At 64.0% G+C, this 21558-nt stretch carries 22 protein-coding genes; 15 read left to right on the forward strand and 7 right to left on the reverse strand.

Going from position 1 to position 21558, the window contains the following annotated elements:
- Nucleotides 1–128 precede the first annotated feature (128 nt).
- The 7 genes from FY036_RS09365 to aroQ are packed head-to-tail and all read left to right on the forward strand — an operon-like array spanning nt 129 to nt 4618.
- The gene (locus FY036_RS09365) at nt 129–299 is read left to right on the forward strand and encodes a hypothetical protein (RefSeq protein ID WP_235897608.1); all 171 of its coding nucleotides are present in this window, start codon (nt 129–131) and stop codon (nt 297–299) included.
- On the forward strand, nt 296–1597 hold the full coding sequence (locus FY036_RS09370; protein WP_148914471.1) for a TRAP transporter large permease: 1302 nt from the start codon (nt 296–298) through the stop codon (nt 1595–1597). Before FY036_RS09365 ends, FY036_RS09370 begins: the two co-directional genes overlap by 4 nt.
- Nucleotides 1598–1601: 4 nt before the next feature.
- Nucleotides 1602–2036 (forward strand): type II 3-dehydroquinate dehydratase, encoded by a 435-nt coding sequence (locus tag FY036_RS09375; RefSeq protein WP_148914472.1) that lies wholly within the window; start codon nt 1602–1604, stop codon nt 2034–2036.
- A 7-nt stretch (nt 2037–2043) separates the two neighbouring features.
- Complete coding sequence (locus tag FY036_RS09380) at nt 2044–2865, forward strand: sugar phosphate isomerase/epimerase family protein (RefSeq protein ID WP_148914473.1); 822 nt, start codon at nt 2044–2046, stop codon at nt 2863–2865.
- Between the two features lie 16 nt (nt 2866–2881).
- Complete coding sequence (locus tag FY036_RS09385; protein ID WP_148914474.1) at nt 2882–3760, forward strand: shikimate dehydrogenase; 879 nt, start codon at nt 2882–2884, stop codon at nt 3758–3760.
- Nucleotides 3761–3770: 10 nt separating this feature from the next.
- Nucleotides 3771–4151: a 5-carboxymethyl-2-hydroxymuconate Delta-isomerase gene (locus FY036_RS09390; RefSeq protein ID WP_148914475.1), complete on the forward strand. Its 381-nt coding sequence runs from the start codon at nt 3771–3773 to the stop codon at nt 4149–4151.
- 8 nt (nt 4152–4159) lie between these two features.
- Complete coding sequence (gene aroQ / locus FY036_RS09395) at nt 4160–4618, forward strand: type II 3-dehydroquinate dehydratase (protein WP_148914476.1); 459 nt, start codon at nt 4160–4162, stop codon at nt 4616–4618.
- Nucleotides 4619–4686: 68 nt separating this feature from the next.
- Here the strand turns inward: aroQ and FY036_RS09400 are convergent, their stop codons facing one another.
- Both FY036_RS09400 and FY036_RS09405 read right to left on the reverse strand, forming a co-directional pair.
- On the reverse strand, nt 4687–5328 hold the full coding sequence (locus FY036_RS09400) for a glutathione S-transferase family protein (protein ID WP_148914477.1): 642 nt from the start codon (nt 5326–5328) through the stop codon (nt 4687–4689).
- Nucleotides 5329–5442: 114 nt separating this feature from the next.
- Entirely contained in the window at nt 5443–6075 is a 633-nt protein-coding gene (locus FY036_RS09405; protein ID WP_201744734.1) for an SGNH/GDSL hydrolase family protein, read from the reverse strand.
- 76 nt (nt 6076–6151) lie between these two features.
- Between FY036_RS09405 and FY036_RS09410 the strand changes: the two genes are divergently transcribed.
- Nucleotides 6152–7162 (forward strand): aldose epimerase family protein, encoded by a 1011-nt coding sequence (locus FY036_RS09410; RefSeq protein WP_161601120.1) that lies wholly within the window; start codon nt 6152–6154, stop codon nt 7160–7162.
- Between the two features lie 74 nt (nt 7163–7236).
- The gene (locus FY036_RS09415; protein ID WP_148914479.1) at nt 7237–8754 is read left to right on the forward strand and encodes an aldehyde dehydrogenase (NADP(+)); all 1518 of its coding nucleotides are present in this window, start codon (nt 7237–7239) and stop codon (nt 8752–8754) included.
- A gap of 12 nt (nt 8755–8766) precedes the next feature.
- Here the strand turns inward: FY036_RS09415 and FY036_RS09420 are convergent, their stop codons facing one another.
- Nucleotides 8767–9450 (reverse strand): GntR family transcriptional regulator, encoded by a 684-nt coding sequence (locus tag FY036_RS09420; protein ID WP_148914480.1) that lies wholly within the window; start codon nt 9448–9450, stop codon nt 8767–8769.
- A gap of 83 nt (nt 9451–9533) precedes the next feature.
- The gene (locus FY036_RS09425; protein ID WP_148914481.1) at nt 9534–10205 is read right to left on the reverse strand and encodes a GntR family transcriptional regulator; all 672 of its coding nucleotides are present in this window, start codon (nt 10203–10205) and stop codon (nt 9534–9536) included.
- 167 nt (nt 10206–10372) lie between these two features.
- Between FY036_RS09425 and FY036_RS09430 the strand changes: the two genes are divergently transcribed.
- The 5 genes from FY036_RS09430 to FY036_RS09450 all read left to right on the forward strand — a co-directional run bounded on the left by FY036_RS09430 (nt 10373) and on the right by FY036_RS09450 (nt 16003).
- Nucleotides 10373–11338: a tripartite tricarboxylate transporter substrate binding protein gene (locus tag FY036_RS09430; RefSeq protein ID WP_148914482.1), complete on the forward strand. Its 966-nt coding sequence runs from the start codon at nt 10373–10375 to the stop codon at nt 11336–11338.
- 77 nt (nt 11339–11415) lie between these two features.
- The gene (locus tag FY036_RS09435; RefSeq protein ID WP_148914483.1) at nt 11416–11919 is read left to right on the forward strand and encodes a tripartite tricarboxylate transporter TctB family protein; all 504 of its coding nucleotides are present in this window, start codon (nt 11416–11418) and stop codon (nt 11917–11919) included.
- An 11-nt stretch (nt 11920–11930) separates the two neighbouring features.
- The gene (locus FY036_RS09440; protein WP_148914484.1) at nt 11931–13472 is read left to right on the forward strand and encodes a tripartite tricarboxylate transporter permease; all 1542 of its coding nucleotides are present in this window, start codon (nt 11931–11933) and stop codon (nt 13470–13472) included.
- A gap of 61 nt (nt 13473–13533) precedes the next feature.
- Nucleotides 13534–15273, forward strand: coding sequence for an L-arabinonate dehydratase (gene araD, locus FY036_RS09445; RefSeq protein ID WP_148914485.1), 1740 nt, complete (start codon nt 13534–13536; stop codon nt 15271–15273).
- Between the two features lie 13 nt (nt 15274–15286).
- Entirely contained in the window at nt 15287–16003 is a 717-nt protein-coding gene (locus FY036_RS09450) for a ribonuclease activity regulator RraA (protein ID WP_148914486.1), read from the forward strand.
- A 10-nt stretch (nt 16004–16013) separates the two neighbouring features.
- Here the strand turns inward: FY036_RS09450 and FY036_RS09455 are convergent, their stop codons facing one another.
- Nucleotides 16014–18014, reverse strand: a complete 2001-nt coding sequence (locus FY036_RS09455) for a putative bifunctional diguanylate cyclase/phosphodiesterase (protein ID WP_148914487.1) — start codon at nt 18012–18014, stop codon at nt 16014–16016.
- Nucleotides 18015–18302: 288 nt separating this feature from the next.
- Between FY036_RS09455 and FY036_RS09460 the strand changes: the two genes are divergently transcribed.
- On the forward strand, nt 18303–19343 hold the full coding sequence (locus FY036_RS09460; protein WP_148914488.1) for a class I SAM-dependent methyltransferase: 1041 nt from the start codon (nt 18303–18305) through the stop codon (nt 19341–19343).
- Between the two features lie 25 nt (nt 19344–19368).
- On the opposite strand, the gene kduD is transcribed toward FY036_RS09460, so the two are convergent.
- Entirely contained in the window at nt 19369–20145 is a 777-nt protein-coding gene (gene kduD / locus FY036_RS09465) for a 2-dehydro-3-deoxy-D-gluconate 5-dehydrogenase KduD (RefSeq protein ID WP_148914489.1), read from the reverse strand.
- Between the two features lie 244 nt (nt 20146–20389).
- Complete coding sequence (locus tag FY036_RS09475) at nt 20390–21538, reverse strand: hypothetical protein (protein WP_210247466.1); 1149 nt, start codon at nt 21536–21538, stop codon at nt 20390–20392.
- Nucleotides 21539–21558: the final 20 nt, after the last annotated feature.

Here is a 21558-nt window from a genome sequence, read left to right on the forward strand (position 1 = left end):
ATCTGGCCGGCGCCGAACCGTAGAACGGCACCACCATCTGCACAGGCAATGGCCGGAAAGCCGATCATGCATTAAAACTGAAACCGGACCACCTCATAGGGGCAGGCCAGTACGACTATGTGACCTTCATGAAGGTCGAGAAGACAGCCTACCTCAAGTTCCGCTTCGATTGGGTTTTTTCTATCTACGTCGTCTTCGTGGTGGCCATCCTCATTCGTTACGTCTGGTTGTCGTGGGTCGTGCTCCGCGGCTCCGCACCGGACGAATTCGATCCGACCAAGGCGGGGTCGGGCGTATGAACCTCGCAAGCCCATTCTCCCTGTCGGTCATCGCCATAACCACGCTTGCAATGCTTGGCCTGCCGATCGGACACGCCATGATTGCCGGGTCCGTCCTCTATCTGTGGATGGCCGGCCTCGACATGGGTACCGCCGCCGAACAGTTCCTCAACGGGATGTACACAAACTACATCATACTAGCCGTGCCTCTGTTCATTCTGGCTGCCGAGTTGATGAACATCGGCTCGATGACCGAGAGGTTGCTGCATTTCTGCAATGCGTTTGTTGGCCGTTTCCGCGGTGGGCTGGCGCACGTCAATGTTATGCAATCCATCATCTTCGCTGGCATGTCAGGCTCAGCGATCGCCGACGCCGCCGGGTCGGGCAAACTGACACAGAAGATGATGACCGCCGACGGCCGCTATCCGGCCAGCTATGCGGCAGCGCTGACGGCGGTGACCGCCGTTATCGGCCCCATTATTCCGCCGTCGATCCCTGTCATCATCTATGCACTCGTATCGGACGCGTCGATCGGCTACCTCTTCTTGGCAGGGGTGGTGCCTGGCCTGCTCATGGCCGCCTTCCAGATGATCCTGATCGCGTTCCAGGCTCGAAAGCGCAATTTCCCCGTCGAGAACCCAACTCCGCTACGTGACATACCGATGATCACCTGGAGAGCGCTTCCCGCCCTGTTGATGCCGGTCGTGTTGCTTGGTGGCATCTATTCGGGCGTCACGACACCCACGGAAGCGGCGGCGATCGCGGCTGCCTATGCGCTGGTCGTTTCTGTCATTCTCTATCGTTCGGTGAGCTTTGGCGACTTCTATCGATCGGTTCTGGCGAGCGCACGCACCACCGCCTCGATCGGCATGCTGATCGCCGGCGCCATAGTCTTCAACTATGTGGTGACGATCGAGAATATCCCTCAGTCGCTGAGCGCACTGCTGACCGGCTGGAATCTTTCGCCGATCACCTTCCTCATAATCGTGAACGTAATCCTGCTTTTGCTTGGATGCCTGCTCGAAGGCACGACGATTATTCTTGTCATCATTCCGGTGTTCATCCCGTCTGCGCAGGCGCTGGGCATCGATCTCGTGCATTTCGGCATCGTCTGCGTGGTGAACATCATGCTGGGTCTGGTGACCCCGCCTTATGGCCTGCTCCTGTTTATCATGACGCGCATCGCCAACGCCCCGCTGTGGGACATCGTTCGCGAGGTGCTCCCGTTCCTCTACACGATGTTCCTCTCGCTCTTCATCATCACATTCTTCCCGGACACGGTGCTCTGGTTGCCCCGTCTCTTCGGCTATCAGGGCTGACCGGATGAGCAAGCCGATCTACGTGATCAATGGTCCGAATCTCAATCGCCTCGGCAAGCGGGAGCCTGAAATCTACGGCCACACCACTCTGGCCGAGGTGGAGGAAATGTGCCGCAAGGCGGCTGGTGGGCGAGCAATCGTCTTTCGGCAGTCGAACTGGGAAGGCCAGGTCGTGGACTGGATCCACGAGGCCATCGACGACGGCTCGGCAATCATCATCAATCCGGCCGGTCTCACCTTCACGTCCATTCCGATCCTCGACGCATTAAAGATGTTCAAGGGGCCAATTATCGAGCTCCACATCTCCAATGTGCACAGGCGAGAAGCGGTCTACCACAAGTCGCTGATCTCGCCGGTCGCGACGGCCGTCATCGCCGGGCTTCAGGTACACGGCTATGTCGCTGCGATCACCGCGATCCTTGCCCGTGAAGCGGCCTGAGATCGCCATGATCCCGAAACTAGGCCTTGCCCACTTCTCGGCAATCAATGTCCCACCCCACGAGTTCGCGCGTTTGGCTGCGGCGGCCGGTTATGGGAGGATCGGGCTGCGTCTGTGTCCTCCATTTGCCGGAGCGCCGCATTATCCGCTTCGCGCAGGCTCCGATGCCTTGCGCTCCCTGTCACGCCTGTGCGTGGACCTGAGCATCGAAGTCCATGACATCGAGGCCGTGGTGATCGACGCTGGGTTCGATCCCCGGACGATGTTGCCCACACTGGAGGCTGCGGCTGAACTGCGGGCCACCCGACTTACCGTCGCCGGCGACGACCCCGATTACGCAAGACTGGCGGCCAACTTCTCCCTTCTGTGTGAACTGGCTTTCCCCTATGGCGTGAGCGTCGACATGGAGAACATGGGCTGGCGATCGATCGCGACCTATGCCCAGGCCGATGCGTTGGTCGCCTCGATCGCCGCCGACAATTCCGGCGTTCTCGTCGACGCGATTCACTTCTTCCGCAATGGCGGAGACATGGCTCAACTGCACAGCGGGCTCGCGCGTGTTCGCAGCGTTCAGCTTTGCGACGTAGCCGGCCCCGCGCCTGAGACGGCCGAGGCCATGATGGCTGAAGCCCGCGCCGGCCGCCTACCGCCGGGAGAGGGAGAGCTTCCCCTTCACGCTCTGCTCAAGGCCCTGCGGCCTGAGGCCAGCATCTCGATCGAAGTGCCGCTGAGCGAGCCGGGGTGCTCTGCGGCTTACCATATCCAGCATCTGATGGCGTGCACGCGACAGCTCTTCGAAGCGTCAAATGAAACATCCCCGAAACGCTAGGAGCCGGGTTCTTCTTATGCCGCAGAGTGAAAAGAGGGCGCACGGCGCGAAACCCAGGATCAAGGTCGGCCTGATCGGCGCAGACATCCAGGCGTCGAAGTCGCCCGCCCTGCACGAGCGGGAAGCCGCCCATCACGGTTTCGACTATTCGTACGATCTGATCGACCTCGCCGTTCGCACCGGCGGCGCCGCGGTCCTGCCGCTGATCCTGAAAGAGGTCGAGGACAGGGGCTTCGCCGGGGTCAACATCACCTTTCCGGTCAAGCAGGCGGTCATCGAACATCTCACCGACCTGTCTCCGGAAGCGCGCTCGCTGGGCGCGGTCAACACCGTCGTGTTGCGCGACGGCAAGCGGACCGGGCACAACACGGACTGGTACGGCTTCCATGAGAGCTTCCGCCTAACCTTTCCCGACGTGCCGCGGGGCTGCGCCCTGCTTCTCGGCGCGGGCGGAGCCGGCTCCGCCGTCGCGCATGCCGCACTCGCGCTTGGAGTCAGGACCTTGCTCATACATGACGTCGAGCGAGAGCGCGCGAACGATCTGGCGACCAGATTGAACGACGAATTCGGTGCGGACCGCGCCGTCGTGACAACCGACATCCCAAAGGCGATGTCGGAAGCTGATGGACTGATCCATGCGACGCCGACAGGCATGGCTAAGCATCCGGGCCTACCTCTCGATGGTGATCTGCTGCGCTCCCACCAGTGGGTCGCGGACATCGTCTACATGCCGCTCGTCACTCCATTGCTTGCCCACGCGAGGGCAACAGGCTGTAGGGTTCTGGATGGCGGCGGTATGGTCGTCTATCAGGCCGTTGGCGCACTCCAGCTCTTCGCCGGGATCGAAGCGGACCCGGCAAGGATGCGCAGCCATTTCGCCGCGCTCGTCGCATAGGGGGCTCGGCGTGCCGCATATCCTGATCGACTACAGCTCCGGTGCCAACGAGGTGGTAGATATGGCGCGGCTGGTGGAAGCCGTGCACCGGACCGCCCGATCCAGCGGCCACTTCGCCCCGAACGTCGTGAGGACGCTCGCACGCGGCGCCCACTACTCCCTCGTCGCCGACGAGAACCCGCTCAACCAGTTCGTCCAGATCACCATAAGGATGGCACCTGGAAGGAGCAGGGAGGTCCGCAAAGCCTTCTCGCAAGCTGTCTTCGACGCGGCGTCCACAACGGTCCCCGAAGCTTGGTCGCGCGGCAGGTTCGCTCTTCGCGTCGACGTGACTGAGTCCGATCCCGAACTCTCCTCTCAACGAAACCTGCTGCCGAAAGCATCAGAATAGGTGAACGCGTGAATACGATTTACGTCATCAACGGGCCCAACCTCAATCTGCTGGGAAAGCGCCAGCCCCACATCTACGGTCACGAGACGCTTGAGGACGTCAAGAACGCGTGTATTCAAGTTGGCTTGGATAATGGCCTTGACGTCACGTTCATGCAAAGCAATGCGGAAGCGCAGATCATCGATTGGATCCACGATGCACGGGAGAACGCCACGGGCATCGTGATCAATCCGGCGGCGTTCACCCACACGTCGGTCGCAATCCTCGATGCGCTCAACACGTTCGATCATCCGATCATCGAGGTTCACATCTCGAACGTCCACAAGCGCGAGCCATTCCGTCACCACTCATACGTCTCAGGGGTGGCTTCTGGCGTCATCGCTGGTTTCGGCACCCAAGGCTACGTCTTCGCAGTTCAGCGGATGGCGCAGCTGTTGGCTGCCGCAGCCACGGATAGGGCGTCATAGCCTCTCAGTCAGTGACGCGGCGTTGTCTGCTCTTAGGCGGCCAGGAGGGGTCCATTTGCGCCCCAGCCTCACCCCGCCGCCCGTTTCGCGTCGCCAGCTGCGAAGTGGGCGAGCTGGTCGGCGTGGGCCTTGTGGAAGGCGGGGCGGTCGGTGATGCGGGCCACGTAGGCTTCGGTGGCGGGACGGTCTCCGAACGCACGCAGCTTTGCGACGCGCATGACATCGGCCATGAGAAGGTCGGCTGCGGTGAAGCGGTCGGCTGCCAGCCATTCCCGCTCGCCCAGCACGCGCTCAATGTGGGCAAGGCGGCTTTCCAGCCAGCCGGTGAGGTGGTTTTCCTTCGCGCCGGTCACCTCCAGGAACCACCACGGCACGCTGACCATCTCGACGGAATTGAGGGCCGCCATGATCCATTGCGTCGTCTCGGCCTCGCCGGCCGGATCGCGCGGCATCAGTCTCTCGCTCCTGCGGGCCAGATGCAGCAGCCCGGCGCCGCTCTCGAATATCTGCACCGCGCCGTCGTCGATGAACGGCACCTGGCCGAAGGGCTGGCGGTCGAGATGATTGGTGGCGCGGTCGTCGAACGCGACGGTCTTGATTTCGTAGGCGAGGCCGGCCTCCTCGCAGGCCCATCTCAGCCGCAGGTCGCGCACGAAGCCGCGCGGGCCCTCGGGCACCCAGTCATAGGTCCAGATCGTCAGCTCGCTCATCGCCACAGGCCTCCTCCGTGCCGGTATTGCCCGGCGACGATGTGCGCAGGCGCGGGGCGCGTCAATAACGCTGGCCGTAGCATTTGGTGGCACAAGGCGGACGGTTATGACCGTTCAGCCGAGGAAGGCGCGGACCGGCTCCACCAGCGCGGCGCCGATGGCGCGGGTGTTTTGCGCATCGAGGTGGACGCCGTCCGACCCGTGCGCCGTCGCCACGGTTGCCGCGTCGAAGAAGCCGCATCCATTGGCTTCCGCGATCTGGCGATAGCCGGCGGCGAGCTTGTGCGATTCCGCGACGATGCGCCCGGAGGCCGGGCCCTCGCCATTGTCGCAATCGCGAAAGTGGGGAGGAGAAATGACAAATACCTTCGGCACCGGCATCTGCGGCCGGTAAGGAAAGCTGCGCACGATCTCGACCAGCCGGCCCATGCCTGCAAGTGCGCCGTGGGCGCTGGGCGATATGCTGGCCTTGAGGTCGTTGGCCCCCAGCATGATGATGACCAGATCGAGCGGCGAATGGGTGGCGAGCAGCATCGGCAGCGCCTTGGAGCCGTTGCGGTCAAAGGCGGCGGCGTGGTCGTCGAAGACCGTCGTGCGCCCGCCGAGGCCTTCTGGGATGACCGCGTATTGCGGGCCGAGCCCGGCCGCCAGCGCGCTGGTCCAGCGGTCTGCGAAGGCATGACGGCCGCCGCCGACGGGATCGGTTCCCCATGTCAGGCTGTCGCCGAAAGCCATGATGGTGCGCATCCGGATTTGTCCTTTCTGTTTACATTTGGGTTCAGTACTGAAAAGAAGGCGGCCGGGCAACTGGACAGGGATGCGGATGACGGCGGCGAGCAGGTTCGGCACATTGCCAGACGGCGACACCGTCCACGAGGTCACGCTGCGGTGCGGGCGCATGCAGGCGAAGGTGATCTCGTGGGGCGCGGTGCTGCGAGATCTGCGCATCTCGTTGCACGGCGAAGCACGGCCGCTGGTGCTGGGCTTCGAGCGGCTGGAGCACTATCTCGACCATTCCCGCAACCAGGGCGCCAATGTGGGGCGTTATGGCGGGCGCACGCGCGGCGGCAGGCTGGCGATCGACGGGCAAGAGTTTGCGCTGAGCCGCAACCTCGACGGACGGCACCATCTGCATGGCGGGTTCAACGGGCTGGGGCGGCGCAACTGGCGCATCGTCGATGCGACGGACGAGACGGCGACGCTCGAAATCCGCTCGCCCGACGGGGACGAGGGCTATCCCGGTGAGCTGACGCTGCAATGCCGCTACACGCTGGAAGAGAGCGGCCTGTGCGTTGAACTGAGCGCGACGACGACCGCGCCGACGCCGGTGAACATCTTGCACCACAGCTATTTCAACCTCGACGGCGCCGGGCAGATCGACGGTCACACGCTGGAAATCGCGGCCGGCGAGTATCTGGAGTTCGACGCGGAGGGCCTGCCGACCGGGCGCAAGCTGGCCGTGGCGGGCAGCGCCTTCGACTTCCGCGAGCCGCGCACGCTATCGGCCGACGAGCGGTTCGATGCGAGCTTCGTGCTTGCGGGTTCGCCGAGGGGGCTGCCGGTTCACGCCGCGACGCTGACGGGAAGCAGGAAGGACCTGCGCATGGACGTGGCGACCACCGAGCCGGGGCTGCATTTCTACAACGGCTACGCGGCGGCGGCACCTGTGCCCGGCCTCGACGGGCGGCCGCATCTGCCGTGCTCCGGCCTGTGCCTGGAGGCAACACGCTTCAACGACGCGGTCAACCTGCCGCAACTGGGCGACGTGATCCTGCGCCCGCACGATACCTATCTTCAGAAAACCCGGTTCAGCTTCACGCCAATTGCGGCGTAGGTCTGGACCGCCAGCCGGAACCGCCGTAAGCCCTTCGCTTCCGGCAAAGCCACCACGCATGAAGGAGACGACGCATGACATATACGCCGCACGGCAAGCACCTGATCGCAGGCGAGTGGGTCGACGGGCAGGGCACGTTCCAGTCTGAGCCGGCGACGGGCCCGGCGCACGCCTTCGCAGTCGGCACGCCGGAACTGGTGGATGCCGCGTGCAAGGCGGCCGAGGAGGCCTTCTGGTCCTACGGCTACTCCTCGCGCGAGGAGCGCGCCGCGTTCCTGAACGCGATTGCCGACGAGATCGAGGCGCGCGCAGCGCAGATCACCGAGATCGGCTCGCAGGAGACCGGCCTGCCGGAAGCGCGCCTCAACGGCGAGCGCGGCCGCACGACCGGCCAGCTGCGGCTGTTCGCATCGCACATCCTTGCAGGCGACTATCTGGACCGCCGCCAAGACGAGGCGCTGCCGGACCGCCAGCCGCTGCCGCGTCCCGACCTGAAGATGGTGCAGCGCCCGATCGGCGCGGTGGCCGTGTTCGGCGCGTCGAACTTCCCGTTGGCGTTCTCCACGGCCGGCGGCGACACCGCCGCCGCATTGGCTGCCGGCTGCCCGGTGGTGGTGAAGGGTCATTCAGCTCATCCGGGCACCGGTGAGATCGTGGCCGAGGCGGTCGATGCGGCGCGCAAGAAGCTGGGCCTGCATCCGGGCGTGTTCTCGCTCATCCAGGGCGGCAACCGCGAGGTGGGCTCAGCGCTCGTGCAGCACCCCGATATCAAGGCCGTAGGCTTCACCGGATCGCTGGGCGGCGGACGCGCGCTGTTCGACCTGTGCGCGGCGCGGCCTGAGCCGATCCCGTTCTTCGGCGAATTGGGCTCGGTCAACCCCATGTTCCTGCTGCCCGCCGCGCTGGGCGCGCGCGGCGAGGAACTGGGCAAGGGCTGGGCAGGATCGCTGACGATGGGTGCGGGACAGTTCTGCACCAATCCCGGCATCGCGGTGGTGATCGACGGGGCGGATGCGGATGCGTTCGTCGAGACGGCAAAGGCCGCGCTGTCGCAGGTCGGCCCGCAGACGATGCTGACCGACGGCATCGCCAGCGCCTACCGCAAGGGGCGCGACCGCATGGCGGCGTCCACCGGCGTGCGTGAGCTGCTGACGTCCACCTGCGACATGCGAAACGCGACGCCCTACCTGTTCGAGACGACCGGCGAGACCTGGCTGGCGAACCACGATCTGGGCGAGGAAGTGTTCGGCCCGCTCGGCCTCGTGGTGCGCGTGAAGGACGAGGATGAGATGCGCCGCATCGCAAAGAGCCTAGCGGGACAGCTGACCTGCACGCTGCACATGGACGGCGGCGACACGGCGCTGGCACGCTCGCTGATGCCGATCCTCGAGCGCAAGGCCGGCCGCATCCTCGCCAACGGCTTCCCGACGGGCGTGGAAGTGGCCGATTCGATGGTGCATGGCGGGCCGTATCCGGCGTCCACCAATTTCGGCCACACCTCTGTCGGCACGCTGTCGATCCGTCGCTTCCTGCGGCCGGTGTGCTACCAGAACCTGCCGGAAGAGACGCTGCCGGCCGATCTGCGGGGCTGAGCCTTAAACAGGTTAGGGATCGTAGCGGAAATAGTCCGGGCGATCCCTGCTCAACATGTTGGCGATGGCGATCGACTGCGAAAGGTGGTGCGCCATCGCCTCCTCCGCGCCCTCCGGCGATCCCGCCGCGATGGCGTCGAGCACGCGGCGGTGATCGGCCACGATGCGCGCGACCTTGTCGCCCAGCGGGAGATGCAAGGCGCGCAGCCGGTCGATATGAACGCTCTCGCGCCGGATGACCGCAAACAGCCGCTGATAGCCCGAGGCGTCGAAAAGCGTTTCGTGAAAAGCCATGTCGAGGCCGGCGAAGGCCTCCAGATCGCCTTCCTGTGCGTACTGCTCCTGAAGGGAAACGATGTGGCGCAACTTGCGCACCAGTGCGTCCGGCGGGTTGGAGGCGAGGGTGCGCACGATGTTGCGCTCGACCGAACTGCGCAGGAAATGCGCCTCGCGGGCGTGGCGAAGGTCGATGCGGCTGACGACCGTTCGCGACTGGGGATAAATCTCGACCAGCCCTTCCTCCTTCAGCCGCAGCAGGGCGTCGCGCACGGGAGTGGAGCTGACGGCATAGCGCGCCTGAAGCTCGGCGCGCGACAGCGGACTGCCGGGCGGCAGGTCGAGCGCGATGATGCGCCTGCGCAGGTCGGCATGCACGCCGGGCGAGCTTTCCGGCTCAAGGGAGAACGATAGGGACATTTCGGCCGTCGATTATGAACACTAATACATTAGTGGGTCAAAATCCGGCGCGCGGCAAGCCCGCATCGCGACGGGAAGGCCGCTCACTCGGTGGCGGCGAACAGGTCGGGCCGCAGCAGGAGCAGTTCTTCCATGTAAAGGACCGCGCCCGCGATGTGCTTGCGCAGCACGGTTTCGGCGCCCTGCGCATCGCTCCGCGCAACCGCGTCGAGAATGCCCTGGTGCTCCTCGATGAGGGTGGGCACCTTGCCGTCCTGCGGCCCTTGCAGGAAGCGAACGCGGTCGAGATGCGCCTTGCGGGAATGGATGAGACCCCACAGTTCGCCCATGCCGGCGAGCGCGAAGAGCGACTGGTGAAACCTGTCGTCGAGCGGCATGAAGGAGATGAAATCGTTCTCGGCCAGGCGCTGCCTGACCAACAGGCCACGCGGCTCGGCAAGGTCGATCGCGGGCACGGCGCAAAGCTGGCGGATGACGGGGATTTCGAGGTTGCTGCGCAGGAAATGCGCCTGCCGCACCGCGCGCGCGTCGATGCCCGCGACGAACGTGCCGTGCTGCGGCGCGACGGTCACCAGCCCGTTTTCGGCAAGGCGCAGCACCGCCTCACGAAGCGGCGTGCGGCTGACCGAGAAGCGTTCGCAAAGCTCCTTTTCGACGAGAATTTCGCCGGGGCGCAGCTCCAGCATGACGATCATGCGGCGAAGCTGGTCGTAGACCTCGTCGGCGAGTGACCGCCTGCGCCGTGTTGCACTCATCGCGTGATTCCCGTTTCTGCCCGGCATTTACGCAGCGCATGCGAGGTTTGCCAATCGGCCTGTCCACAGCCGGCATCCGACAGCGGCTCTTGCGTATCATGCACAAATATATTAGTGCAACGTCAGTGGTGCTTGCCACACGAATAACCGAGATGGGAGGAACTGACATGAAGAAAACGCTCGCGAGCGTTATGGCCCTTGGCGCGGCAGCGCTTATGTCGACGAGCGCGCTGGCGCAGAGCGACTGGCCGACACGCACCGTCAACGTCATCATCGGCGCCAGCCCCGGCGGCGACACCGACTTCAACGCCCGCACGATGGCGAAGTATTTCGAGCAGATCACCGGTACGTCGATGGTCATCACCAACATGCCCGGCGGCGGCGCGACCATCGCGACGTCGGAAGTGCGTTCGTCGGAGCCGGACGGCTACACGATGCTGTTCGGCCATACCGGCCATCTGATCGTGACCGAGGTGTCGGGCCTTGCCGACTACGGCATCGACGACTTCGAAATCTGCTGCATTCCGGCCATCGACCAGGGCGCGGTCTTCGTGACCAGCAAGTCGTCGGGCATCACCAGCACCGACGACCTGATCGCGCGTACCGAGGCGGAGCCGGGCAGCGTGATTTTCGGCACCGAGCTTGGCGGCTACTCGCATCTTCAGGGCCTCATCCTGCAGCAGCAGACCGGTGCGGAGATGCGCATCGTCGATACAGGCTCCGCGGCCGAGAAGATCACAGCGCTGCTGGGCAACCGCATTCACGTGGCCGGCATCGCTTACGGCGCGATCCAGGACTACCACACCTCGGGCGAGATGGTCGTGCTCGGCCAGCCCAATGAGGAGCGCAACCCGCTGCTGGGCGAAATCCCGACCTTCGCCGAGCAGGAAATCGACTTCGTCATGAACAACCCCTACATCATCGCCTTCCCGAAGGGCACGGATGCCGCCATCGTGGCGCGCATGGGCGAGATCATGGAAGAGATCACCCAGATCCCGGAATATGCGGCGGATCTGGAGCAGGGGTTCAAGCAGCCGGTTTCCTTCTACAACCAGGAAGAAGGGCTTGAGCGGCTGAACGCCATTCGCGAAAACTACATGCAGTATCGCGACGCGCTGCAGGCCGCACGCTGACGCCCGACTGACAATGCGAGGGACGAAGCGCGGTCCGGACCGGGCCGCGCTTCCGTCACCCGGCTTGGGAGCGAACCATGCAGGACGCGCGCGCCAGGGAAATGCTCGTCGGCATCATGATGCTGGCTGCTGGCACCATCTATCTCTACCTGACGACGGGAGTGCCGCGCCGCGGCACCATCGACGCCGCCTTCATTCCCTATGTGCTGGCCTTCGCGATGGTCGCGCTGGGTCTGGCGCAGACCTTCGTGGCGTGGCGGCGCACGGCGACGGACGTGGCTGTCGAGCAGGATGTCGATGACGAGACGCCGACGCAAGGGAAGCCCAATTACGCGACGGTGGTGAAGACCCTGCTGCTGTTTGCGGGCTTCACGGTGCTGATACGGCCGTTGGGCTTTCCGGTGGCTGCCGCGATCTACCTGTTCCTGCAGTTCATCGTGCTGACGCCGGCCGACCGGAAGCCGAACTACCTGTTCTATCTCGTGCTGGCGCCGGTGTGCGCCGCAGTCATCTTCGTGTCCTTCCGCTACGGCTTCGACCTGATCCTGCCGGCAGGCCCGCTCACACGCTATCTTCCGTAAGGGACCGGACCATGTGGGACCTCTTCCTTCAGGGCATCTCCAACGTCTTCGCGCCGCAAATCTTCCTGCTGGTGACGATAGGCGTCGCGGTCGGCATCGTGTTCGGCGCGGTGCCGGGCCTGACCGCCGTGATGGCGATCGCGCTGTGCCTGCCGATGACCTACGGGCTGAGCTCGGCCGCAGGCCTCGCCCTGCTGGTGGCGCTCTATGTCGGCGCGACCTCGGGCGGCCTGATCTCGGCGATCCTGCTCAAGATACCGGGCACGCCATCCTCCATCGCCACCACATTCGACGGCGGGCCGATGATGGAGAAGGGCGAGGGCGCAAAGGCGCTGGGCGTCGGCATCGTGTTCTCCTTCATCGGCACGATCCTCTCCATCGTCGCACTGATGTTCATCGCGCCCTATCTGGCGCGGGCGGCGCTCTCGTTCGGGCCGCATGAATATTTCGCCATCGCCGTGTTCTCGCTGACGCTGATCGCGACGCTTTCGTCAGGCTCGATGATAAAGGGCATCTTTTCGGGCGTTGCGGGCTTCGCCGTATCGACCGTGGGCATCGCGCCGGTGGATGCGATACGTCGTTTCACCTTCGGACAGGTGGAGCTGAACGCCGGCTTCTCGATCCTGACCGTGCTGGTCGGCATGTTCGCGATCGCCGAGATCATCAAGGTGGCGGAGAGCAGCCGGGCAGGCGGGAGCATCGGCGCACCGGTGATAGCCAGGATCAAGGGCTTCGGTTTCAGCCTCAAGGAATTCTTCGGGCAACTGCCGAACGGCTTCCGCTCGTCGGTGATCGGCATCGGCATCGGCATCCTGCCGGGCATCGGCGCGGGAACGTCGAACATCATTTCCTACATCGTGGCGCGCAGCCGCTCGAAGACGCCGGAAAAGTTCGGCAAGGGCACCATCGAGGGCGTCGTCGCCAGCGAGACGGCCAACAATGCCGGCATCGGCGGCGCAATGATCCCGCTTCTGACGCTGGGCATCCCCGGCGACGCGGTGACGGCGATCCTGCTGGGCGGCTTCATGATCCACGGCATCCAGCCTGGCCCGATGCTGTTAATCACGCAGGGCGAGTTCGTCTACACGATCTTCGCCGCGCTGATCCTTTCGGCCGTCATGATGCTGATCCTCGAGTTCTGGGGGCTGCGCGTGTTCATCCGCCTGCTGGCGATCCCCAAGCACATCCTGCTGCCGGTGATCGTGGTGCTGTGCGCGGTGGGTGCGTTCGGGCTGGCGAGCCGCATCTTCGATATCTGGACGATCCTGGGCTTCGGCGTTCTCGGATACGCATTCGTCAAGGCGGGCATCCCGACCGCGCCGTTCATCATCGGCTTCATCCTTGGCCCGATGGCCGAAACCAACTTCCGGCGCGGCCTACAACTGGCGGACGGCGACGCCACCAGCTTCCTGACCAACCCGATCTCTGGGAGCTTCCTCGCGCTGGCCGGGCTCTCCATTGCCTGGCAGGTCTATCGGATGCTGCGCCCGCGCCCCGCCGCCGTTTCGCCCGCCGACGCGGTGGAGGCCAGGGTGAAGCAGCCGCAGGAATGACGGGCCATAAACGACAGGACGACACGAAACGGGCGAGGCGAACGCCGCCCGGGAGAAGAGCATGACGACGATGAAGAAAAAACCCGAAGATCTGAGAAGCAGCCGCTGGTTCGGGCCTGACGATTTGCGCTCGTTCGGCCACCGCTCGCGCATGATGCAGATGGGCTACTGGACCGAGGAGATGGCGGGCCGCCCGATCATCGGCATCATCAACACTTGGTCGGACCTCAACCCGTGCCACGCACATTTCAGGCAGCGGGTGGATGACGTGAAGCGCGGCGTGCTGCAGGGCGGGGGCTTCCCGGTCGAGCTGCCGGCGCTGTCGCTGTCGGAAAGCAACGTCAAGCCGACGACCATGCTGTACCGAAACCTGCTGGCGATGGACGCCGAAGAGCTCATCCGCTCGCACCCGGTGGACGGGGTGGTGCTGATGGGCGGCTGCGACAAGACCACGCCCGCGCTGCTGCTGGGCGCGACCAGCGCCAACCTGCCGGCGATCTTCGTGCCGGCGGGGCCAATGCTTCGCGGCAACTGGAAGGGGCGCACGCTGGGCTCTGGGTCCGACGCCTGGAAATACTGGGACGAGCGCCGCGCCGGCAACATCACCGACGAGGACTGGCAGGGGCTGGAAGGCGGCATCGCACGCAGCTACGGCACCTGCATGACCATGGGAACGGCCTCGACCATGACAGGCATCGTGGAGGCCGTGGGCATGTGCCTGCCCGGCGCGTCGTCGATACCGGCGGCCGACGCCAACCACATCCGCATGGCCTCGGCAGCCGGCCGCCGCGTCGTGGACATGGTTTGGGAAGACCTGAAGCCCTCCGACATCCAGACCCGAGAGGCGTTCGAAAACGGCATCGCCATCGCCATGGCCATGGGCTGCTCGACCAACGCGATCATCCATCTGATCGCCATGGCGCGGCGAGCGGGCGCCGATATCGGGCTGGACGATTTCGACAAGGCAAGCCGGGTGGTGCCGGTGATCGCCAACATCCGTCCCAGCGGCGAGAAATACCTGATGGAGGACTTCTTCTACGCCGGCGGAATGCGCGCGCTGATGCGCACGCTGGGTAGCCATTTCCATCTCGATTGCGTGACCGTGACCGGCCTTACCGTTGGCGAGAACATCGAAGGTGCGGAGGTGCACGACGACGACGTCATCCGCCCGCTCGACAACCCGATCTACAGCGAGGGCGCGCTGGCCGTGCTGAAAGGCAACATCGCGCCGGAGGGCTGCGTGATAAAGCCGAGCGCGTGCGAGGAGAGGTTCCTCAGGCACACCGGGCCGGCGCTGGTGTTCGACGATTACCCTTCGATGAAGGCGGTGATCGATTCCGACGACCTCGACGTGACCGCCGACCACGTGCTCATCCTGCGCAATGCAGGCCCGCTGGGCGGGCCGGGAATGCCGGAGTGGGGGATGCTGCCGATCCCGCGAAAGCTGGTGAAGCAGGGCGTGCGCGACATGGTGCGCATCTCCGACGCGCGCATGAGCGGCACAAGCTACGGCGCGTGCATCCTCCACGTCTCGCCGGAATCTTTCGTCGGCGGCCCGCTGGGCCTCGTGCGCACGGGCGATCTCATCACGCTCGATATCGCAGCCCGCTCGATCCACCTCGAGGTGGATGATGCCGAGCTGGCAAGCCGCAAGGCCGCGTGGCAGGCGCCGGAACCCCGTTACGAGCGCGGCTATGGCTGGATGTTCTCCAGGCACATCAAGCAGGCGCATGAGGGATGCGATTTCGATTTCCTGGAAACACAGTTCGGCCGTCCGGTGGACGAGCCCGTCATCTACTAAGGAGTTCCCGCCAATGGCGCTTTCGACTGAAACCCGCGACAGGCTCAAAACGGTCAGCACGGCGACGCTGTGCACCGCACTGTTCAAGCGCGGGCTGCGCAACCAGTTCATCCAGGACGTGCGTCCGCTCGATCCCGGCAAGCCGAACATGGTCGGCGAGGCGTTCACGCTGCGCTACATGCCCGCGCGCGAGGATCTGAACGGGCTGGAGGTGTTTCGCAATCGCGCCCACCCGCAGCGCAAGGCCGTCGAGGACTGCCCCGAAGGCGCGGTGATGGTGATCGACAGCCGCAAGGATCCGCGCGCCGCATCCGCGGGCTCCATCCTGATATCGCGGCTGATGGTGCGCGGCGTGGCGGGCGTGGTGACGGATGGCGGCTTTCGCGATTCGCCCGAGATCGCCGCACTCGATATTCCCGCCTATCACAACCGCCCCTCGGCCCCGACCAACCTGACGCTGCATCAGGCCATCGACATCAACGTGCCGATCGGCTGCGGCGACACGCCGGTGTTTCCGGGCGACGTGGTGGTGGGCGATGGCGAGGGCGTGGTGGTGATCCCCGCACATCTGGCCGACGAGATCGCGGCGGAAGCCGTCGAGATGACCGCCTTTGAGGATTTTGTCGGCGAGGAAGTGCTGAAGGGGCGTTCGATCCTTGGCCTCTACCCGGCCACCGACGAGCAGACGACGGTGGACTTCCAGGTCTGGCGCAAGGCCAACAACCGGTAGGAAAAGGACGTCAGGCGGGCGAAGAAAGCGGCCGCTTGCGGCCACGCGTACGCACGCCGGCCTCGCGGCTGAGCAGGTCGACCGGCGTGGGGCGGCCCAGATAATAGCCCTGCGCCATATCGATCTTGAGGTCGTGGAGCAGTTCGAGCTGCTCCACGCTCTCGACGCCCTCGACGAGAATCTTCGGACCCCGGTTGCGCACCAGCCGAACGATGTCCTGGAACATCTCGTATCCGCGTTCGCTGTCGCAGTCGTGCAGGAACGAGCGGTCGATCTTGACCGTATCGAACTCTATCAGCCGCAGCCACGACAGGCCGGCAAAGCCTGTTCCAAAGTCATCCAGCCAGATCTCGATGCCCAGCAGCTTGAGGTCGGCGATGCAGCGCAGCACGTCGGAGTGCATCTCCATCTCGAGGCCTTCGGTGATCTCGAAGGCGAGCCTGCTGCCGGACACGCCCGTCTCGCCGAGGATGGCGGCGACCGATGCGGCGAAGCCGGGCATCTTGAGCTGAACCGGCGACACGTTGATGCTCACTATCGGCGTCAGGTCGTTGGCGATCACCTCGAGGCAGGCGGTACGGATCGCCCAGCGTCCGAGTTCGAGGATCGTCCCGGTGCGCTCGGCGACCGGAATGAACAGGCTGGGAGGGACGGAGGTGCCGTCGAGCATGCGAAGCCGCATCAACGTCTCCAGCGCCTCGATGCGGCCCGTCCCGATCTGCTGGATGGGCTGGTAGACCAGCGACACGAGATTCATCTCGATGGCGACCTTGAGCAGGGCTGCGATGTTTTCGCTCTCGTCGCTGCTCTGCGGATCGTTGGGATCGAACAGCTTGACGCAGTTGCGGCCTGTTGCCTTCGCCAGATAGAGCGCGCGATCCGCCTCGTGGATAATCTTTTCCAGCTTGCTGCCGGTGTGTTGGCGCGCGATAGCCGCGCCGATGCTGACGGTGACGATATCGATGCCGTCGCGCCGCTGCTGATGCTTGAGCGCGAGGTTCTGTACCGTCATGCGCAAATCTTCGGCGAGTTCGACCGCTTCGTCGCCGTTTTCCAGCGCAGCCAGAACGATGAACTCCTCACCGCCGTAACGCCCGATGGTCACGCCGGGGCGCATGCGCGCCTGCAACGCCTCCGCCACAACGACGAGGCACTGGTCGCCCTGCTGATGGCCGTAGCAATCGTTGAAGCGCTTGAAGAAATCGACGTCGATCAGCATCGCCGCGAAGGTCTGTCCATGATGTTGCCAGCCGTCCCACAGCTCGCGCAGGCGCTCGTCGATGGCGCGGCGGTTGTCGAGTCCGGTCAACGGATCGGTGCGCGACAGACGCAGCAGCGCCTTGCCGCGCTCGGTCGCCTCGGCATGCTGCAGCTTCGCCTCAAGCGCGTTGAGGAAGACGTTGTAGCGCTCGCGGTTGAGCCTCCAGTTCACGTAGGAGGTGAACACGAAGCACGAGATGTAGAACACGCCGAAGGAGAGCTGGTAGACGCTGTCCAGCGGGAACCAGTTCACCAGCACGAACAGCGACGCAAACAGCATGAAGCCGGACACGACCAGGGAAAAGCTGAAGCGGAAGCTGAAGAACAGGTTGGCGCTCATCATGAAGATGGCGCCGAACACCAGATAATATGAGATGGTGTGCGTGTACTCGGTCGTGATTGCCGAGAACAGCCATCCGACATAGGCGACCACGAGGGCGATCGCGCATGTGACGTCCATGTATGATGCCGGCGTCTCGTGGCGGTATTGCCATTCGACCAGAATCAGCGTGGCCACCCCAACACTGAAACGCACGGCAATCGTCAGCGGCGCGACATCGGGAATCAGCAGCAGATCGGTGATCGAGAAGACGAGGTAGACGAGGACCGCCACCCACAGGCCATGACGAACGCCGACGCGCCGCGCTTCCTCGCGGTCGCTGCGGTACAGCGCCTGCAAGTGTGCCTGCGATGGTGCTTCCGTCACGCCCTGCACCCGGCTGTCGTCTGTATACGCCTTTGCTTGCGCCATGCGCTTTCCCGCTGCGATGTGTTGCTGCCGCGCGCGCCATATGGCTTGCCCGCAGCACGACGCACCCGCTTGTCCCTCTCACGCCAACTCAAAAGACGAGGCATTCACCCGACGCCATCTTCCCGCGACGAACACAAGTTTCGGTTAAAGTGCACGGGCATCATCGTTCTGCCTTAGCGGATAGTAAATCCAGTCCCGAAAATACGAGTTAAATCGCCGCACGGCGTTGCGCCTTTGACACCTCCCGCTTACGGTTAACAAATCGTAAAGACTGGGGGCAGTTACCAAATGGCAGATCGACCAGAGCTGGACGGCGAAAGCCTTATCACTCCAGCGGCGGTTGCGGCGGACATCGCATCGCAGCATCATTCCTACGAAGAGCAGCAATTCAGCCAAGCTACAGCGGAGCTTGGCCTCGTGCTGCACACCGCACAGCAATGGTTCGAGGAGGGCAGGGAGCCGGCGCAGACCATGCGCTGGACGGTTGAGGCGTTGCACAATCTGCGCCGCAAGGTCGAGCCGCCCGTGTGGCGCGAGCTGGTCATCGTCGCGCAGGATCACCCGGTGTCCGAGTTTTTTCTCCAGGACCCTTTCACGCGCTGGTCGTTCGAAAAGCAGCGCGGCTATTCCGGCGATGCACACCTGCTCGATTTCATCTACCGCCACGAAAGCGTGCTGGAAGAAGCCACCGACGCTACGCCCGTAGGGCGCGAGCTCTATGCTTTCAGCAAGTTCTATCCGTCGTGCATAGCGGTGCGCGAACGGCGCGACATTCTCACCCGGCTCGTGGACGAGACGGCGGATGCAAGAGGCGAGGGCACGGAAGTGCTGGCCATCGCGTCGGGCCATCTGCGCGAGGCCGAAAACGCGGCCTCCCTGAAGGACGGGCGAATCGCGCGCTGGGTCGCCATGGATCAGGACCCGCTGAGCGTCGGCGCGGTGACGCGCGACTTCGCCGGCACACGGGTCGAGGCGATCGACGGCTCGGTGCGTGGGCTGCTGACCGATGCCTACAAGCTCGGCTCGTTCGATCTCGTCTATGCGGCCGGGCTCTACGACTATCTCACCGACCCGGTGGCGATCAGGCTGACCAAGCGCTGCCTCCGCATGCTCAAGCCCGGCGGCAAGCTTCTGTTTGCCAACTTCTCCCACGACCTGACCGACGACGGCTACATGGAGACGTTCATGAACTGGACGCTGCTGCTGCGTTCGGAGGCCGACATGTGGAACATCGTCAACGGCAGCGTCGACCGCAATACGGTGGATGCCGAGGTCTTCTACGGCGAGAACAGGAACATCCTGTACGCGACAATCACCAGGCGGGATTGAACGCAGGCCTCTCAGCCGTCTCTTTCTAACGCGCCAGCCAGCCGCCATCGACCGGAATGACGGCCCCGTGCATGTAGTCTGACGCGCGCGCGAGCAGAAACACGGCCGCATCGCCGATGTCGCAAGGCTCGCCCCAGCGGCCGGCAGGGATGCGTTCGAGTATCTGCGCACTGCGGTCGGGATCGTTGCGCAGCGCCTCGGTGTTGTTGGTCTCGATGTAGCCGGGCGCGATGGCGTTGACGTTGATGCCCTTTGCCCCCCATTCGCAGGCGAGAAGCCGCGTGAGACCCAGAACGCCGCTCTTGGAAGAGGTGTATGAGGCAACGCGTATGCCGCCCTGGAAGCTGAGCATCGAGGCGATGTTGACGACCTTGCCCGTGCGCCCGCCGGATTGCAGCACGCGCCGCGCATAAGCCTGGCACAGGAAGAAGGTGCTCTTCAGGTTGACGTCCATGACGTCGTCCCAGTCGGCCTCGGTGAAGTCGATGGCGTCGGCGCGGCGAATGATGCCCGCGTTGTTGACGATGCCGTCGAGCGGCCCTTGCGTGTCCCACGCCTCGTCCAGCATCGCCTGCGCCGCCTTGTGGTCCGCGAGGTCGACCTTCCTGGCGGTAAAGCGCGCGGTGCCGCCGGAAGCCTTGTCGAACAGCGCAGCCGTTTCGTCCATCGACGATCGCCCCGCGCCGATGACGTTACCGCCCGCACGCCCTATCGCCAGCGCGATGCCTTGGCCGATGCCCGTATTTGCGCCGGTGACCAGAACGGTCCTGCCGGCGAGCGAAAAGGCGGATAGGTCGGTCAACAAAGGTCTCCAGGCTGAATCATCTCGACATAGCGTAGTCTACATTGTCGGTCGCCATTGCACAGATGAACGCGTAGTTTGCCATGCCGGCGCCCAAATGGATCGACCATGGCAGCGACGGCGCCGCCTGCTCGTTGGCAACGATGAGGTGACTTGTCTGCTTGGTTCGCCCATCAGATGGATGACGCGTTGTTCGGCCGCGAGATCTCAGTAGAAATAGGCTTCCGTGCAGGTGGACGGACGGCTACTGCACCATCAGTTCCGCGCTTATTTGCTGAAGCCTCGTCTTGCGACGCATGACTTTGTCACGCGTCGGGCCGGACGGCTTCTTCGCGAGAACCTCGTCAAGGATAGCAATCCGCTGAGTCAGGAAATCGGCCGCCAGCAGTTGGCCCAAGCGTTCACCGGGTACCTCCGGTTCGATGAAGGTGCCTTTTCGGAATCTCGCTTTCCAGGCTGAGGGCAATTCGACGTACTGCGCTAGCCACTCGACATCCGCCGCGGCTCGCGCGGATATCTGAGAAATGCTTTCGTCCGGAAGTCCTCGCAGGCGTGGAAGAGACTCTGCAAACGGGGAGAACCGATTACTGATGTGCGGTGCAAGCTCGACGTCGAATTCTTCGGCGGACATCAGTCCCTCCAACGCGCGGCATACCGATGTCACGATGCCGATATGCGGGAGCGACTTCGCGGTGTTCAGCTTCTCCAATCGTATTTCGGGAAGCTGCTGCGGAATTGGTACGGCGGCGGCGATGCTTCCGACGTAGTCCGGCAACATCGTATCGTAGACCAGTATGCGCGCGGCATCCTTCCCGAACGTTTCGATCCACGGCTCAAGCTTCGGTCGATGCAGGAAAGTCCGCACCGTCGTGCCGATCTGCCCGGTCGTCATTTCTTCATTGATGTACTTCTCGAAGAAATCGGCGGCGGAAAGCGTGTTCCACCTGGCAGCGGTCATGCCGAAAACGGAAAGGACAATCTCCTCATGCCGTCGCACGACGTATACGACACGCACGTCATAACCACGTAACTCTTTGCGGACAGACTCGACACCCTCCCGATCAAGCCGGCTGAACGCTTCGCTGCTGATGAGAACGTGACTGCAGTCCGACTTGTCAATCTCGGTTCGAAGATTGCTCCAGCTGCCTAGCTCTGGTCTTTGTCGGTGGTCTCCCAGAGTGCTCCATGCCAGATTGTGCTGACCGTGTATCCGCGCATCGGTCCGCCCAGCGCCGGTAGTGGGGTAGAGAACACCCACGCTGGACAGCTCATCGCGAGCGGCTCTGAGCGCGGCCTGCAGGGAGGTAGTTCCCGTCTTGTGCGGTCCGATGTGCAAAACGACAGTCTTCAACAGCGGGCCTTTCTTGTTGGCGCCGATATTCCAGCACGTCATGCTTGTAGCGCGATGGCTGG

The organism is Neoaquamicrobium microcysteis (genome assembly GCF_008180155.1).
Lineage (GTDB): Bacteria > Pseudomonadota > Alphaproteobacteria > Rhizobiales > Rhizobiaceae > Aerobium > Aerobium microcysteis.

What these genes read in the sequence shown, in the direction of transcription:
- FY036_RS09440 (WP_148914484.1), top strand. Translation starts at nt 11,931, where the DNA reads ATGTGGGACCTCTTCCTTCAGGGCATCTCCAACGTCTTCGCGCCGCAA.
- FY036_RS09475 (WP_210247466.1), bottom strand. Translation starts at nt 21,538, where the DNA reads ATGACGTGCTGGAATATCGGCGCCAACAAGAAAGGCCCGCTGTTGAAG.
- araD (WP_148914485.1), top strand. Translation starts at nt 13,534, where the DNA reads ATGACGACGATGAAGAAAAAACCCGAAGATCTGAGAAGCAGCCGCTGG.
- FY036_RS09375 (WP_148914472.1), top strand. Translation starts at nt 1,602, where the DNA reads ATGAGCAAGCCGATCTACGTGATCAATGGTCCGAATCTCAATCGCCTC.
- FY036_RS09365 (WP_235897608.1), top strand. Translation starts at nt 129, where the DNA reads ATGAAGGTCGAGAAGACAGCCTACCTCAAGTTCCGCTTCGATTGGGTT.
- FY036_RS09420 (WP_148914480.1), bottom strand. Translation starts at nt 9,450, where the DNA reads ATGTCCCTATCGTTCTCCCTTGAGCCGGAAAGCTCGCCCGGCGTGCAT.
- FY036_RS09385 (WP_148914474.1), top strand. Translation starts at nt 2,882, where the DNA reads ATGCCGCAGAGTGAAAAGAGGGCGCACGGCGCGAAACCCAGGATCAAG.
- FY036_RS09435 (WP_148914483.1), top strand. Translation starts at nt 11,416, where the DNA reads ATGCAGGACGCGCGCGCCAGGGAAATGCTCGTCGGCATCATGATGCTG.
- FY036_RS09410 (WP_161601120.1), top strand. Translation starts at nt 6,152, where the DNA reads ATGACGGCGGCGAGCAGGTTCGGCACATTGCCAGACGGCGACACCGTC.
- FY036_RS09455 (WP_148914487.1), bottom strand. Translation starts at nt 18,014, where the DNA reads ATGGCGCAAGCAAAGGCGTATACAGACGACAGCCGGGTGCAGGGCGTG.
- FY036_RS09400 (WP_148914477.1), bottom strand. Translation starts at nt 5,328, where the DNA reads ATGAGCGAGCTGACGATCTGGACCTATGACTGGGTGCCCGAGGGCCCG.
- FY036_RS09415 (WP_148914479.1), top strand. Translation starts at nt 7,237, where the DNA reads ATGACATATACGCCGCACGGCAAGCACCTGATCGCAGGCGAGTGGGTC.
- FY036_RS09450 (WP_148914486.1), top strand. Translation starts at nt 15,287, where the DNA reads ATGGCGCTTTCGACTGAAACCCGCGACAGGCTCAAAACGGTCAGCACG.
- FY036_RS09380 (WP_148914473.1), top strand. Translation starts at nt 2,044, where the DNA reads ATGATCCCGAAACTAGGCCTTGCCCACTTCTCGGCAATCAATGTCCCA.
- FY036_RS09430 (WP_148914482.1), top strand. Translation starts at nt 10,373, where the DNA reads ATGAAGAAAACGCTCGCGAGCGTTATGGCCCTTGGCGCGGCAGCGCTT.
- FY036_RS09370 (WP_148914471.1), top strand. Translation starts at nt 296, where the DNA reads ATGAACCTCGCAAGCCCATTCTCCCTGTCGGTCATCGCCATAACCACG.
- FY036_RS09405 (WP_201744734.1), bottom strand. Translation starts at nt 6,075, where the DNA reads ATGCGCACCATCATGGCTTTCGGCGACAGCCTGACATGGGGAACCGAT.
- FY036_RS09425 (WP_148914481.1), bottom strand. Translation starts at nt 10,205, where the DNA reads ATGAGTGCAACACGGCGCAGGCGGTCACTCGCCGACGAGGTCTACGAC.
- FY036_RS09460 (WP_148914488.1), top strand. Translation starts at nt 18,303, where the DNA reads ATGGCAGATCGACCAGAGCTGGACGGCGAAAGCCTTATCACTCCAGCG.